This is a genomic window from Candidatus Aalborgicola defluviihabitans (genome assembly GCF_016705985.1).
GTDB classification, from domain to species: domain Bacteria; phylum Pseudomonadota; class Gammaproteobacteria; order Burkholderiales; family Burkholderiaceae_C; genus Allorhodoferax; species Allorhodoferax defluviihabitans.
Map to the genome: position 1 here is coordinate 409,028 of NZ_JADJKN010000024.1, position 14,776 is coordinate 423,803.

Here is a 14,776-nt window from a genome sequence, read left to right on the forward strand (position 1 = left end):
AGCTAAACCGGGCTGAACAAGTCCACCCGGTCGGTGATGATCCCGTCCGTCCCCAGATCGATTAGCCGCTGTGCGGCCCATTCGTCGTTGACGGTGTAGCTCAGGGTTCTGAAACCGGCACTTTTCGCTTGGGTGACGCTGCTGCGGTCCCACAGGGCGTGGTTGCAGATGATGGCACGGCAATCCAGGGTCAGCGCGGTTTCCACCCAACCGGTCCACAGGGTGTCGAGCAGCAGGCCGCGCGGCAGCTCGGGTTGGGTGTCCAAGGCGCCACGCAGTGCGTCGGGCTCGAACGAAGTCAGCAGGGGCGGTACGGATTGGCCGGACCATAGGCGTGCGGCGTGTTCGGCGACGACTTCGCCCGTGTGGCGCGCGGTGCCGGGCGTGGGCTTGATTTCGATGTTCAAACAGTAGCCGTTGCGAATGCAAAAAGCGGCAATGGAGTCGAGTGTGGGCAACGGCTCGCCAGCAAAGGCGCGGCTGTGCCAGCTGCCGGCATCCAGTTGCGACAGCATGCCCCAGGGGTGATCGCCCGCCACAGCGCTGTTGCCGGCACCCAGTTTGGCGCGGGCATTGGTGGTGCGTTGCAGGGTGGTGTCGTGCATCAAAAACGGCACGCCGTCGGCACTCAGTTTGACGTCGCATTCAAACATGCGGTAGCCATGGCTGGCACCCACGCGAAAGGCGGCCAGGGTGTTCTCGGGGGCCAGCTTGCCGGCGCCACGGTGGGCCACCCAGCTCGGGTAGGGCCAAGCGTGAAGGGAGGGGGTGCCGTCGCTCATGCGGTCATCATGCGCTTGCCAGTGGCAGCGTCGAACGCGTGCAGGCGATCCGCGCGCGGGGTGACGTGGATGGTGGTGCCCAGCACCGGTACGGCGTGAGCCTCTTCGGTGCGGATGATGACCAGTTGATCGGTCGCGCTGTGCGCCCAGCGGCCATAGACCAGACGCTCGGCTCCCAGCATTTCCACCGCTTCGACTTGCAACGCCCAGCCGCTGGGCGTGATGTCCAGGTGTTCGGGGCGGATGCCGGTAATGACGCCCGGCTTGGCATCCGGCGCATCTTTGAGCAGATTCATGGGCGGCGAGCCAATGAAGCTGGCCACAAAAGTGGTGGCCGGGCGGGTGTAGACCTCTTCGGGCGTGCCAAACTGTTCCATTACGCCGCCGTTCATCACAATCATGCGCTGGGCCAGGGTCATGGCTTCGACCTGGTCGTGGGTGACGAACAGACTGGTGATACCCAGCTCACGGTGCAGCTTCTGGATCTCCAAGCGGGTCTGGGCGCGCAGCTTGGCATCCAGGTTGGACAGGGGCTCATCAAACAGAAAAACCTGGGGTTGGCGTACGATGGCCCGGCCCATGGCCACGCGCTGGCGCTGGCCGCCAGAGAGCTCGCGCGGCTTGCGCTGCAAATACGGGCCCAGTTCCAAAATTTTGGCGGCTTTGTCGACCCGGGACTTGATATCGTCGACTGGCACCTTGGCGATCTTCAGACCGTAGGCCATGTTGTCAAACACGCTCATGTGGGGGTACAGCGCATAGTTCTGGAACACCATGGCAATGTCGCGCTCGGCAGGTTCCAGCTGGTTTACGACCCGCCCACCGATGCAAATGTCGCCCTCGGTGATTTCTTCCAGGCCTGCCACCATGCGCAAAAGTGTGGATTTACCGCAGCCCGAGGGGCCGACGATGACGACAAATTCACCGTCCGCAATTTGCGCATTGATGCCATGGATGACCTGGTTGGCGGTCTTGCCCTTGCCGTAGCGTTTGATGACGTTTTTGAGTTCGATGGAAGCCATATTGGTTGGATGTTATAGCAGTGTGGCGACAGGCTGGGGCGGCTGCGCGGTGGGGGGGGGGGGGGCCGGGGCCGGGGGGGGGGGGGGGCCAGAGCCATGCGTTTGGTGTCATTTCTCTGTATCCACCAAGCCTTTGACAAACCATTTTTGCATCAGCATCACCACCAGGGCAGGGGGCAACATGGCCAGCATGGCGGTGGCCATGACGATGTTCCATTCGGTCTGGGCGTCTCCGCCGGAAATCATTTGTTTGATGCCGATCACCACCGGGTACATGTTTTCTTCGGTAGTGACCAGCAGCGGCCACAGATATTGGTTCCAGCCGTAAATGAACTGGATCACAAACAGGGCAGCCACGCTGGTGCGGGACAGCGGCACCAGAATATCCTTGAAAAACCGCATGGGCCCAGCACCGTCCACGCGGGCGGCTTCCACCAGCTCATCGGGTACCGACATAAAGAATTGACGAAACAAAAAGGTTGCCGTGGCCGAGGCAATCAATGGCACGGTCAACCCGGCGTAGGTGTTGAGCAGCCCCAGGTCGGCCACTACCTGGTAGGTGGGGCCAATACGCACTTCGACCGGCAGCATCAGCGTGACAAAAATTGCCCAAAAAAACGCCATGCGAAAGGGGAACCGGAAATACACCAGCGCAAACGCCGAGAGCAGCGAAATGGCAATCTTGCCAATGGTGATGACCAGCGCCGAGATCAGGCTCACCACCATCATGCGGCCCACCGAAGCATGCGAGCCGCTCCCCAGGCGGTCACCCGACCATGCCGTCGCGTAGTTCTCGACCAAATGCGCGCCCGGCAGCAGTGGCATGGGCACTTGCACTACCTCTTGCGCCGTATGGGTGGATGCCACAAACGTGATGTAAACCGGAAATGCCACCACCAGCACCCCGATGATCAGAATCAGGTGCGATAGCAGCGTGAGCCAAGGGCGGCGTTCAACCATGGCCCCCCAAGGGGGGGCCGCCCCAAAGGGGGGAAAGCCCGGGGGGGGGGGGGGCAAAGCCGGGGGGGGCGCCCCGGGGGGGGGGCGGGGGGGGGGGGGGGGCGGGGGGGGGGGGGGGGTGCATTTCAATAATTGACCTTCTTCTCGACAAAGCGGAACTGCACCACCGTCAGTGACACCACGATGACCATCAGCACCACGCTTTGCGCTGCCGAGCCGCCCAGGTCCATGGCCTTGAATCCGTCAAAGTAGACCTTGTAAACCAAGATGGCGGTATCCTTGCCGGGGCCGCCCTTGGTGGCGGCATCCACGATGGCGAAGGTGTCAAAAAAGGCGTAAACGATGTTGATGACCAGCAAAAAAAACGTGGTGGGCGAGAGCAGCGGAAACTGGATGGTCCAAAAGCGCCGCCAGGGCTGGGCGCCGTCGATGGAGGCCGCTTCGATCAGCGATTTCGGGATGCTTTGCAGCCCGGCCAGGAAGAACAGGAAGTTGTAGGAAATCTGCTTCCACACCGCTGCCATGACGATTAGTGCCATGGCGTGGCGGCTGTTGAGCAGCGAATCCCAGGCAAATCCGGCTTCGCGCAGTGCGTACGACAAAATACCGATGCTGGGCGAAAACATGAACAACCACAGTACCCCCGCTACGGCCGGTGCCACGGCATAGGGCCAGATCAACAAGGTGCGGTACAGCTGGGAGCCTTTGACGACCCGGTCGGCAAAAATCGCCAGAACCAGAGACAGGCTCAGGCCCAGCACCGCCACCAGTAGGGAGAAGACGGCCGTCGTCTTGAATGACTCCAGGTACGACTCGTCTTGCCAGAGGTTGCGAAAGTTCTCAAGTCCCACCCATTCCACCGATGTGCCAAACGCATCGGATTGTTGCAACGATTGCAACAGGGCCTGCGCCGCTGGCCAAAAGAAAAACACGGCGATGATGACTACCTGGGGTGCCATCAGCACCCAGGGTAGCCAGGCAGACTTGAATACGACGCGCTTTTCCGCAGCCATCTGCTGTTAGGGGTGTGGCTTATTTACCCTTGTTGGCTTTTTCAAAGCGCACCAACAACTCGTCGCCCCGTTTGACAATGGCGTCCAGCGCTTCCTTGGGCGACTTCTTGCCGGCCCAGACTTGTTCGAGCTCTTCGTCCTCGATGGCGCGGATCTGAACATAGTTGCCCAAACGGATGCCGCGCGACTTGTCTGTGACCTTGCGGATCATCTGGTTCACCGCCACTTCGGTGCCGGGGTTTTGTTTGTAGAAGCCCGATTTTTCGGTCAACTGGAAGGCGGCCGTGGTAATGGGCAGGTAGCCAGTGCGCTTGTGGCTGGCGGACTGCACTTCGGGGCTGGAGAGGAAGGTGAAGAACTTGGCAATGCCCTTGTATTCTTCGGGCTTCTTGCCGGCCATCACCCACAGGCTTGCGCCGCCAATGACGGTGTTCTGGGGTGCGCCGGGCACGTCCTGGTAATAGGGCAGGGTGGCCAGGCCAAAGGCAAACTTGGCATTTTTCTTGACGTTGCCGTAGAAACCGCTGGAAGTGGTCATCATGGCGCACTCACCTGACACAAAGCTGGCTTCTGGCGCGTTGCCACGGCCCTTGTAGACAAACAGGCCCTGCTTGGCCATGTTGGCCAGGTTTTCAATGTGGCGCACGTGCAATGGGGAATTGACTTTCAGGCGGGCATCCATGCCAGCCAGGCCGTTTTGTTTGCTGGCAAACTCGACGTTGTGCCAGGCAGAAAAGCTCTCCAGCTGGGTCCAGCCCTGCCACGAAATGGAGATCGGGCACTTGTGGCCATTGGCCTTGAGCTTGGCAGCAGCCAGCGCCACTTCGGGCCAGGTGGTTGGGGCCTTTTCAGGGTCCAGCCCCGCAGCTTTGAAGGCATCCTTGTTGTAATAGAAGACGGTGGTGGAGCTGTTAAACGGGAAGCTCAGCATCTGGCCGTTCGGGGCGGTGTAGTAGCCTGCCACGGCGGGTACATAGGCGCCGGGGTCAAAGGGCTGGCCGGCATCTTTCATAACTTTGCCCACCGGAACGATGGCGCTCTTGCTGGCCATCATGGTGGCCGTGCCCACTTCAAACACCTGCAAGATATCGGGCGCATTGCCGGCCCGAAAGGCCGCCACCGCAGCGGTCATGGATTCGTCGTAGGTGCCCTTGTAAGTGGGCACAACCTTGTATTCCTTCTGGCTGGCGTTGAATTCCTTGGCCAGATCATTCACCCACTCACCATTGACCGCGTTCATCGAGTGCCACCATTGGATCTCGGTGGGTGCTTGGGCCTGGGCATGCAGGGCCAGCGCTGAAAGGCAGGCCAGTGCGGCAACTTTGAATTTCATGGGAGCTCCTGTAATAAAAAATGGAAATACGCACGGGTAGGGCGCAAGAGTAAGTCGGTTGTATGACCATTTGATTAAAACTGATCGGCGGCCCGGCTGCGCTTGGTGCTTTCCATTAGAGTTGCGCCACCAAAGAGTTTGCCATCGTTGCGGGTAGGTGATTGCTGCACTGCGGTAATATCTTTCCCCTGCTGTAGCGGTCTCCTTGGCCGCCAGGACTGCCAATTAAATCTGTCCGATGAACGCTCCCACCTCGCTCAACCACCTCTTGGCCGTTCCAGGCCAGTCGCATTCGCACGAACGCATTCGTGAAATTCCCTACAACTACACCTCGTTTTCTGACCGGGAAATTGTGATTCGGCTATTGGGTGCGCGTGCCTGGGGCCTCTTGAACCAGCTGCGCGGCGAGCGGCGCACCGGGCGCTCTGCCCGCATGCTGTATGAGGTGCTGGGCGATATCTGGGTGGTGCAGCGTAACCCCTATTTGCAGGACGACCTGCTGGACAACCCGCGCCGACGTGGTCAGCTGGTAGACGCATTGCGCCACCGCCTGCAAGAGGTACAGAAGCGCCGCACCCCCGATACCGACGCCGAGCGTGACGCCATGGTGGGCGAGTTACTGGTGGCCGCGCGTGCCGCCATCGAGGCCTTTGACGCCAGCTGGCAGGCCATCGGTGCCTTGCGCAAGAAGACCCAGCGCACGCTGGTTAAGCTCACCGCCAAGGACAACATCAAATTTGACGGCCTCTCGCGCGTGAGCCACGTGACCGATGCCACCGACTGGCGTGTCGAATACCCGTTTGTCGTGCTCACGCCCGATTCCGAGGAAGAAATGGCCGGCCTGGTAAAGGGTTGCATTGACATTGGTTTGACCATCATCCCGCGCGGGGGCGGCACCGGCTACACCGGCGGCGCCATTCCGCTGACCTGGAAATCGGCCGTTATCAACACCGAAAAGCTGGAGGCCATGACCGAGGTGGAAATGCGCACCCTGCCAGGCATGGACCGGGAAGTTGCCACCATCTGGACCGAAGCCGGCGTGGTGACCCAGCGCGTGGCCGATGCGGCCGAACGTGGTGGCTATGTGTTTGCGGTGGACCCTACGTCTGCCGAGGCCTCGTGCATTGGCGGCAATATCGCCATGAATGCCGGTGGCAAAAAGGCCGTGCTGTGGGGCACTGCGTTGGACAACCTGGCCAGCTGGCGCATGGTGACACCGCAGGCCGAATGGCTGGAGGTGACCCGCATCAACCACAACATGGGCAAGATCCATGATGTGGACGTCGCCAGTTTCGAGCTGCAGTATTTCAAGGCTGACGGCAAAACCAAATTGCGCACTGAGCGGCTGGACATTCCCGGCAAGACCTTTCGCAAGGAAGGCCTGGGCAAGGATGTGACCGACAAGTTTTTGAGCGGCCTGCCCGGCATCCAGAAAGAAGGTTGCGACGGCCTCATCACCAGCGGGCGCTGGGTGGTACACAAAATGCCGGCGCACACCCGCACCGTGTGCCTGGAGTTCTTTGGCAACGCCAAGGACGCAGTGCCCAGCATTGTCGAGATCAAGGATTTCATGTTTGCCGAGCAAAAGCGCAGTGGTGTGCTGCTGGCGGGCCTGGAGCATCTGGACGACCGTTACCTGAAAGCGGTGGGCTACGCCACCAAGAGTAAAAAGGGCGGCATGCCCAAGATGGCGCTGTTTGGCGATATCGCCGGTGATGACGCCGACGCCGTGGCCCGCGTCACCAGTGAGGTGGTTCGCATTGCCAACTCACGCAATGGTGAAGGCTTTGTCGCCATCAGCCCCGAGGCGCGCAAAAAATTCTGGCTGGACCGCAAGCGCACCGCTGCCATCAGCCGCCACACCAACGCCTTCAAGATCAACGAAGACGTGGTGATTCCGCTGCCGCGCATGGCCGAATACACCGACGGCATCGAACGTATCAACATCGAGCTGAGCCTGCGCAACAAGCTGGCCCTGTGCGATGAACTGACTGCATTTTTCACGAGTGGCAACTTGCCACTGGGCAAGACCGGTGACGCCAACGACATTCCATCTGCCGAGCTGTTGGAGGACCGTGTGGTCCAGGCCCTGGCGCTGGTCGCCGGGGTGCGCAGCCAGTGGCAAGGCTGGCTACAGGGTGTGGCGGAGCTGTTCCCGCAATTGCAGGACCACAGCCTGCGTGCCAGCTGGAAAACCCAGTTGCGCGCGCCGTTGCAGGACATCTTCACCGGTATCGCATTCGAGGGCATTTTGCGCGAGTGCACCGCCATCCACCAGCGCGTGCTCAAAGGCCGCGTCTGGGTGGCCTTGCACATGCACGCTGGTGACGGCAATGTGCACACCAACATCCCTGTCAACAGCGATGACTACGCGATGCTGCAAGCCGCCCACGGTGCGGTCAAACGCATCATGGCGCTGGCGCGCTCGCTGGATGGCGTGATCTCGGGTGAACACGGCATTGGCATTACCAAGCTGGAGTTTTTGAGCGATGCCGAGCTGCAGCCTTTTACCGACTACAAGGCCAAGGTGGACCCCGAAGGGCGCTTCAACAAAGGCAAATTGCTACGAAATCAGGAGCTAATCAAGCAATCTCCACGAGGGCTAGAGGCTGATTGGACTCAAGGCCATGTCACGTATTCCGACCTGACCAATGCTTACACCCCCAGCTTTGGCCTAATGGGCCACGAGTCACTGATCATGCAGCAGAGCGACATTGGCGCCATTGCCGACAGCGTGAAAGACTGCCTGCGCTGCGGCAAATGCAAACCGGTGTGTGCCACCCACGTGCCGCGTGCCAACCTGCTGTACAGCCCGCGCAACAAGATTTTGGCGACATCGCTGTTGGTGGAAGCCTTCTTGTACGAAGAGCAAACGCGCCGGGGCATCTCCATCAAGCACTGGGAAGAGTTTGAAGACGTGGCCGACCACTGCACGGTGTGCCACAAGTGCCTCTCACCCTGCCCGGTGAAGATCGACTTTGGTGACGTGTCCATGAACATGCGCAACTTGCTGCGCAAAATGGGCAAGAAGAGCTGGCGCCCCTTGGCGGCTTTCCAGGCTTGGTTTATTGGCACCCAGAGCATTGGCGGCATCCAGCTGGCCCATGCCATGACCAACCTCAGCTTCAAGAGCCAGCGCCTGGGCAACCGCGTGCTGTCCCTGATGGCGCACAAGCAGACCAGTGCGCCGCCGGCCACGGTGGGCACCGCGCCCATCAAGGAGCAGGTGATTCACTTCATCAACAAAAAGATGCCCGGTGGCCTGCCCAAGAAGACCTCTCGCGCCCTGATGGACATTGAAGACCCGGATTACGTGCCCATCATCCGCAACCCGCAAACCACCACGGCCGAAACCGAGGCGGTGTTTTACTTCCCCGGTTGTGGCTCCGAGCGCCTGTTCAGCCAGGTGGGTTTGGCTACGCAGGCCATGTTGTGGCACGCCGGTGTGCAAACCGTGCTGCCGCCGGGTTACTTGTGCTGTGGCTACCCGCAGCGCGGCAACGGCCAGTTCGAGAAGGCCGAGAAGATGATCACCGACAACCGGGTGCTGTTCCACCGGGTGGCCAATACGCTCAACTACCTGGACATCAAAACGGTGGTGGTGAGCTGCGGCACCTGTTATGACCAGTTGCAGGGCTACCAGTTTGACAAGATTTTCCCCGGCAGCCGCATCATCGACATCCACGAATACTTGCTGGAAAAAGGCATCACGCTGCCGGCCAACCAGCCGGGCTACCTGTACCACGAGCCCTGCCACAATCCGATGCAGCAGGGCGACTCCATGAAAACCGTGCGGGCCCTGGTGGGTGACAAGGTTATCAAGAGCGAGCGTTGCTGTGGCGAGAGCGGCAGCCTGGCCGTGTCGCGCCCCGATATCTCCACCCAGGTGCGCTTTCGCAAGGAAGAGGAAATCCGCAAGGGCGAGGCCCAATTGCGCGCGACCGGTTCGGTCGATGCGACCCAGAACGTGAAGATTCTGACCTCTTGCCCCAGCTGCCTGATGGGATTGAACCGCTACCAGGACGACCTCAAAAACGGCTTGCTGGAAGCCGATTACATTGTGGTGGAAATGGCCAACCAGATTTTGGGTAAAGACTGGATGCCAGAATACGTACGCATCGCCAATGCCGGTGGCATTGAGCGGGTGCTGGTTTGAGTTCCATAGTTTTTAGAGGAGTAGACAACCATGGCCGGATTGAAAGCAGGCGCGCCGACGCCCCAGGCATTGACCGTGCACAGCCAGTCGCGGGTGCTTGAAATTTCGTTCTCGGACGGTGCGCAGTTTCGCATCCCCTTTGAGCTGATGCGGGTTTACTCGCCGTCGGCGGAAGTGCAGGGCCACGGACCTGGACAAGAGACTCTTCAAACCGGCAAGCGCGACGTTACGCTGGAGACGCTGGACCCGGTAGGCAACTATGCGGTGCAGCCCCGTTTTTCGGATGGGCACGAGTCCGGCCTCTTTTCCTGGGACTACTTGTACTACCTGGGCGACCAGCAAGAGCGCCTGTGGCAGGACTATGCCGATCGACTCAAGGCAGCCAACACCGACCGCGATGCGCCCATGGTGGCAAAATCGGGGGGTGGCTGCGGTAGCCACTGAAACGGTACGCTACTAATTTAATAGCTGCTCACGTATATTCTACGAGGGCTAGTGTTCGTTTTATCCCATAAGATTTTGGAATATGACAAGTACACACTTTGGATTCAAGTCAGTTGACGAGGCGGAAAAGGCGGACCATGTGCGTGGCGTGTTCGACTCGGTCGCGCCCAAATACGACCTGATGAACGATCTGATGTCCATGGGATTGCACCGCGCCTGGAAGGCCTACACCGTCATGGTGGCCAACTTGCAGGAGGGTGACAAGGCGCTGGATATTGCCGGTGGTACCGGCGACTTGGCTCTGGCGTTCTCCAAAAAAGTGGGCAAAACAGGGCAGGTGGTGCACACCGACATTAACGAAGCCATGCTGCGCACGGGTCGCAACAGGCTGCTCGACGCGGGTGTGTCCCTGCCCACCATGGTGTGCGATGGCGAAAAGCTGCCGTTTCCGGACAACTATTTCGATCTGGTGAGTGTGGCCTTTGGCCTGCGCAACATGACGCACAAAGATATGGCCCTGGCCGAAATGAACCGGGTGCTCAAACCTGGCGGCAAGTTGCTGGTGCTGGAGTTTTCCAAGGTGGCTGCACCCCTGGAGAAGGCCTATGACTGGTATTCATTCAAGATACTGCCCCGGCTGGGCAAGCTGGTGGCGGGCGACGACGCCAGCTACCGCTACCTGGCGGAGTCCATTCGGATGCATCCGGGCCAGGAAGAGCTAAAAACCATGATGCACAAAGGGGGTTTTGGACATGTGGACTACCACAACATGACCGGGGGCGTTGTGGCTTTGCATGTTGGAATCAAGTGCTGAGGCTTGTGGTTGACACAAGTCGCCCCAGTTCCTGTATTCCTTTGGAGACACTATGAAAATCTGGACAGTCGTACTCGCAGCCGCTCTTGCCTTGACGGGTTTCCACGCCGAGGCAGCCAAGCGTCTGGGCGGCGGCAAATCCTTTGGACAGCAATCTTCCAACGTGACCCAACGGGGTGCCACGCCACCGGCACCTGGTACGCCAGCGCAGGGTGCCGCCAATGGCGCACCCAAACAAGGCCCTGGAGCAGCCGCACAGGCCACCAAGCGCCCCTGGGGTGCCATGCTGGGCGGTCTGGCTGCTGGACTGGGTTTGGCTTGGCTGGCGAATTCGCTGGGCATGGGTGAGGGCTTGGGGCAGCTGCTGATGTTCGGCATGCTGGCCATGGCCGCGTTCATGGTTATTGGTTGGGTGATGCGCCGTCGTGCGGCATCTGTTTCACCGCAGACCCCCTTTGCCTTCCAGGGCGCCGGTGGTGGAGTGCCGGCGACAGAATCCAAACCCTATCGCCCCGAGAACGTGGGCAATGATGCGTCAGCGCGCCCTTGGGAGCGCAGCAGCATGGGTTTTCAAGCCGCTAACCCACCGGGTGGTGCGAGTGGTGTGGGTGGCTCCATCATCGGTTCGGCCCTGACGGGTTCGCAGAATTGGGGCGTTCCCGCCGGTTTTGACGCCGAGGGCTTTCTGACTGCGGCCAAGACCAACTTCGTGACCCTACAGGCGGCGTGGGACAAGTCTGACGTCGCTGTACTGCGCTCCATGATGACCGATGGCATGTTGGGCGAGATCAAGGCCCAGCTCGCCGAGCGCGAGGCGCAGCATCCCGCTGGTGCCAGCAACCGCACCGATGTGGTCATGCTTGAAGCAAGCCTGCTGGGTATCGAAGAAACACCGGCTGAGTATGTGGCCAGTGTGGAGTTTTCCGGCATGATCCGCGAAGAACCCTCTGCTGGCCCCAGCCCGTTCCGTGAAGTCTGGAACATGACCAAACCCGTCAATGGCGGCCGCGGCTGGCTTGTGGCGGGCGTGCAGGCGCTCCAATAGGCGAGTCCCTTTCACGGGGATTTCACAGGGATAATAGGGGACTATGGCAACACAGTCCCCTTTTTTCATGCTGGAGAGCTTTCTCCAAAACCTCAATCTGCCCCTGACGCCACCGGCCTGGGTAGTGGATGAAACGCACCGCCGTATCGTGTTGTTGCTCAACCATGTGCTGATGCAAGAACCACAAGCCATGGAACGGCTGGTTCGGCAAAAAGGACGTGTGGTGCGCATCCAGTGGCGCACCATGACATTCAAGGTCGTCATGACCCCGGCTGGGTTGCTGGACGTAGCGCCAGCCGATGCAGAGCCCGATCTCTCCCTGGTCATCACCGACGAGTCGCCGTTCTCCATTGCCCAGGGATTGATGCAGGGTGGCAAGCCTGCCGTGCGCATTGAAGGCGATGTCCAGTTGGCCGCCGAGGTGAGCTGGCTGATCGACCATGTGCGCTGGGATGTGGAGGAAGACCTGGCGCGTGTGCTGGGCGACGCCCCGGCCCATGGTCTGGTGCAGGCCGTCCGTGCCATGGCGCAGGCGGTGCAGCAGTTTGTGGGTGGGGCCGGGCGCAGCACGGAGGTTAGCTAGTGAGTCGCCTGTACCGCGGTTTTTTCATTGCCTGGGTGGTCTTTCGTTACGGACTGGACGAACTGGTCCTGAGCAGTTTTGACAACCGCTGGCTGCAACGCCTGACCCGGGTACTGACGGTTGGTCGCACGCTGACCGCACCCCGTGGACAACGCCTGCGCCAGGCGCTGGAACGGCTGGGCCCCATCTTCGTCAAGTTTGGCCAGGTGCTGTCTACCCGGCGCGATCTGTTGCCGACCGACATTGCCGACGAGCTTGCCAAGCTGCAGGACCAGGTGCCACCGTTTGATTCGGATGTGGCCATTGCCATCATCGAGCTTGGCCTGCGCAAGCCGATTGGCGACGTGTTTGTGTCCTTCGAGCGCGAGCCGGTGGCCAGTGCCTCGATCGCCCAGGTGCACTTTGCTGTGCTGAACGACCGCAAGGGGCAGCCGCGCGAGGTTGCCGTCAAGGTACTGCGGCCTGGCATGCATGCCGCCATCGAAAAAGATTTGCGCCTGCTGCACATGATGGCTGCCTGGGTGGAAGGGCTTTCGGCGGATGGCAAACGCCTGCGTCCACGTGATGTGGTGGCCGAGTTTGACAAGCACTTGCATGACGAGCTGGACCTGGTGCGTGAGGCCGCCAACGCAGCGCAGCTGCGCCGCAATATGGAAAGCCTGCAGCTGGTGCTGGTGCCCGAAATTCTGTGGGACTACTGCAGCACCGATGTGATGGTGATGGAGCGCATGTATGGCGTTCCGGTTAGCCAGGTCGAGCGCCTGCGTGAAGCCGGTGTGGACATCCCCAAGCTGGCGCGCGATGGCGTAACCATTTTCTTCACGCAGGTGTTTAGAGACGGCTTTTTCCACGCCGACATGCATCCGGGCAACATCCAGGTCAGCATCGACCCCAAAACCTTTGGGCGCTACATTTCGCTGGACTTCGGCATCGTTGGCACGCTGACCGAGTCGGACAAGGACTACCTCGCGCAGAACTTCACTGCCTTCTTCCGGCGGGACTATAAGCGTGTGGCTGAGTTGCACATTGAATCGGGCTGGGTTCCGCGCAGCACCCGGGTGGACGAGTTGGAAGCGGGCATCCGCGCGGTGTGTGAACCGTATTTTGATCGCCCTCTCAAGGAAATCTCACTGGGCATGCTGCTGATGCGGTTGTTTCAAACCTCGCGCCGCTTCCAGGTTGAGATCCAGCCCCAACTGGTGCTTTTGCAAAAGACCCTGCTTAACATTGAAGGACTGGGCCGCGAGTTGGACCCCGAACTGGACCTCTGGGCCACTGCCAAGCCTTTTCTGGAGCAGTGGATGCTGGGCCAGGTCGGTCCGCAGAAGCTGCTGGAGCAAATGGCGGCCCAGGCGCCACACTATGCCAAGCTGCTGCCTGAGTTGCCCGCACTATTACACAGCTACTTGCGCAACGCCCAGAACGACGCTGGTCAACGTGCCATGGAGCAGCTGGTGATCGAGCAGCAGCGAACCAACCGCTTGTTGCAGGGGTTGACCTATGCGTTAATTGGTTTTGCGCTGGGCATGGTGGTCATGCAGTTTGTCATCCGGGTGCGGCTGTTTTAGGCCGCGCCTTATAATTGAAGGCTTTGCAACTCGAAGCCAGAGCTTTCATTCATGCCTATATACGCCTATAAATGCGAGTCCTGCGGGTTTGCCAAGGATGTATTGCAGAAAATGTCCGACGCACCGCTGGATGTGTGCCCATCCTGCTCGCAAGCAACTTTCAAGAAACAACTCACTGCCGCCGGATTCCAGCTGAAAGGTTCTGGCTGGTACGCGACCGACTTCAAGGGCGCTGGTACCCCCCCGGCACCGGCTTCAACGCCCGCAGAATCCACTCCGTCTGCTTCCGCGCCTGCGTCTGACAGTGGCACCAAGACTGAGTCCAAACCGGCCGCAACGCCGCCTCCCGCCGCTACCAGCATCTGAACGTGACCCCACCCGAGACCGGAATGAACCTCCACTTCAAAAAGTACATGCTGACCGGCCTGATGGTCTGGCTGCCACTGGCCATCACCATTTGGGTGCTGTCCTGGCTGGTCAACTCGCTGGACGGTGTGTTGAGCGGTGTGTTGTCCGGTTTGGCGGCGGTGACACCGCAGAGCCTGTCACCCGCGATCGAGCGTCTGCGCAGCATTCCAGGTCTGGGCGTGCTGTTGGTGGCCGGCTTCATGCTGATCACCGGAGCGCTGGTTTCCAACGTAGCAGGTCGCTGGTGGTTGAAGCAGTGGGACCGAATGATCACCACGATCCCCATCGTAAAGTCCATCTACAACAGTGTTAAAAAAGTATCGGACACGCTGTTTTCCAGTAACGGAAACGCCTTTCGCACGGCCCTGCTGGTGCAGTACCCGCGCGCTGGAAGCTGGACAATTGCATTCCAGACTGGCACCCCCAGCGGAGAAGTGGCAACCCACCTGGGTGCCGACTTTGTCAGCGTCTATGTACCCACCACGCCCAACCCGACCAGTGGCTTTTTTTTGATGCTGCCACGTGCCGACGTGATCGAGCTGGACATGAGTGTGGACCAGGCGCTGACCTATGTGATCTCCATGGGTTCGGTGCCACCGTCCGCGCCTGCTCTGCCGGTGGCAAGCCGCAAATAACCAATTTACACAA

At 60.2% G+C, this 14,776-nt stretch carries 13 protein-coding genes; 8 read left to right on the forward strand and 5 right to left on the reverse strand.

Annotation, left to right across the window (positions count from 1 at the left end):
- Positions 1-2: 2 nt before the first annotated feature.
- From ugpQ to ugpB, 5 genes are all read right to left on the reverse strand, one after another.
- The gene (gene ugpQ / locus IPI80_RS20795; RefSeq protein WP_413863229.1) at positions 3-782 is read right to left on the reverse strand and encodes a glycerophosphodiester phosphodiesterase; all 780 of its coding nucleotides are present in this window, start codon (positions 780-782) and stop codon (positions 3-5) included.
- The gene (locus tag IPI80_RS20800; RefSeq protein ID WP_413863231.1) at positions 779-1,804 is read right to left on the reverse strand and encodes a sn-glycerol-3-phosphate import ATP-binding protein UgpC; all 1,026 of its coding nucleotides are present in this window, start codon (positions 1,802-1,804) and stop codon (positions 779-781) included. Before IPI80_RS20800 ends, ugpQ begins: the two co-directional genes overlap by 4 nt.
- A 108-nt stretch (positions 1,805-1,912) precedes the next feature.
- On the reverse strand, positions 1,913-2,764 hold the full coding sequence (gene ugpE / locus IPI80_RS20805) for a sn-glycerol-3-phosphate ABC transporter permease UgpE (RefSeq protein WP_413863234.1): 852 nt from the start codon (positions 2,762-2,764) through the stop codon (positions 1,913-1,915).
- Positions 2,765-2,889: 125 nt separating this feature from the next.
- Entirely contained in the window at positions 2,890-3,777 is an 888-nt protein-coding gene (gene ugpA, locus IPI80_RS20810) for a sn-glycerol-3-phosphate ABC transporter permease UgpA (RefSeq protein ID WP_413863236.1), read from the reverse strand.
- Between the two features lie 19 nt (positions 3,778-3,796).
- A complete protein-coding gene (ugpB, locus tag IPI80_RS20815) occupies positions 3,797-5,110 on the reverse strand; it encodes a sn-glycerol-3-phosphate ABC transporter substrate-binding protein UgpB (RefSeq protein ID WP_413863239.1) in 1,314 nt (437 codons plus the stop codon).
- Positions 5,111-5,348: 238 nt separating this feature from the next.
- On the opposite strand from ugpB, the gene IPI80_RS20820 reads away from it, so the two are divergent.
- The 8 genes from IPI80_RS20820 to IPI80_RS20855 all read left to right on the forward strand — a co-directional run bounded on the left by IPI80_RS20820 (position 5,349) and on the right by IPI80_RS20855 (position 14,763).
- Entirely contained in the window at positions 5,349-9,266 is a 3,918-nt protein-coding gene (locus IPI80_RS20820; RefSeq protein ID WP_413863242.1) for a DUF3683 domain-containing protein, read from the forward strand.
- 30 nt (positions 9,267-9,296) lie between these two features.
- Entirely contained in the window at positions 9,297-9,710 is a 414-nt protein-coding gene (locus IPI80_RS20825; protein ID WP_413863244.1) for a gamma-butyrobetaine hydroxylase-like domain-containing protein, read from the forward strand.
- A gap of 82 nt (positions 9,711-9,792) precedes the next feature.
- Entirely contained in the window at positions 9,793-10,524 is a 732-nt protein-coding gene (gene ubiE / locus IPI80_RS20830; protein WP_413863247.1) for a bifunctional demethylmenaquinone methyltransferase/2-methoxy-6-polyprenyl-1,4-benzoquinol methylase UbiE, read from the forward strand.
- A 52-nt stretch (positions 10,525-10,576) separates the two neighbouring features.
- Positions 10,577-11,569 carry a Tim44 domain-containing protein gene (locus tag IPI80_RS20835; RefSeq protein ID WP_413863249.1) on the forward strand — a complete coding sequence of 331 codons (993 nt, stop codon included), beginning with the start codon at positions 10,577-10,579 and terminating at the stop codon, positions 11,567-11,569.
- Positions 11,570-11,612: 43 nt separating this feature from the next.
- A complete protein-coding gene (locus tag IPI80_RS20840; RefSeq protein WP_413863252.1) occupies positions 11,613-12,152 on the forward strand; it encodes an SCP2 domain-containing protein in 540 nt (179 codons plus the stop codon).
- The gene (gene ubiB / locus IPI80_RS20845; protein WP_413863255.1) at positions 12,152-13,720 is read left to right on the forward strand and encodes a ubiquinone biosynthesis regulatory protein kinase UbiB; all 1,569 of its coding nucleotides are present in this window, start codon (positions 12,152-12,154) and stop codon (positions 13,718-13,720) included. Before IPI80_RS20840 ends, ubiB begins: the two co-directional genes overlap by 1 nt.
- Before the next feature lie 51 nt (positions 13,721-13,771).
- The gene (locus IPI80_RS20850; protein ID WP_413863258.1) at positions 13,772-14,086 is read left to right on the forward strand and encodes an FmdB family zinc ribbon protein; all 315 of its coding nucleotides are present in this window, start codon (positions 13,772-13,774) and stop codon (positions 14,084-14,086) included.
- A gap of 23 nt (positions 14,087-14,109) precedes the next feature.
- Positions 14,110-14,763, forward strand: coding sequence for a DUF502 domain-containing protein (locus tag IPI80_RS20855; RefSeq protein ID WP_413863260.1), 654 nt, complete (start codon positions 14,110-14,112; stop codon positions 14,761-14,763).
- Positions 14,764-14,776: the final 13 nt, after the last annotated feature.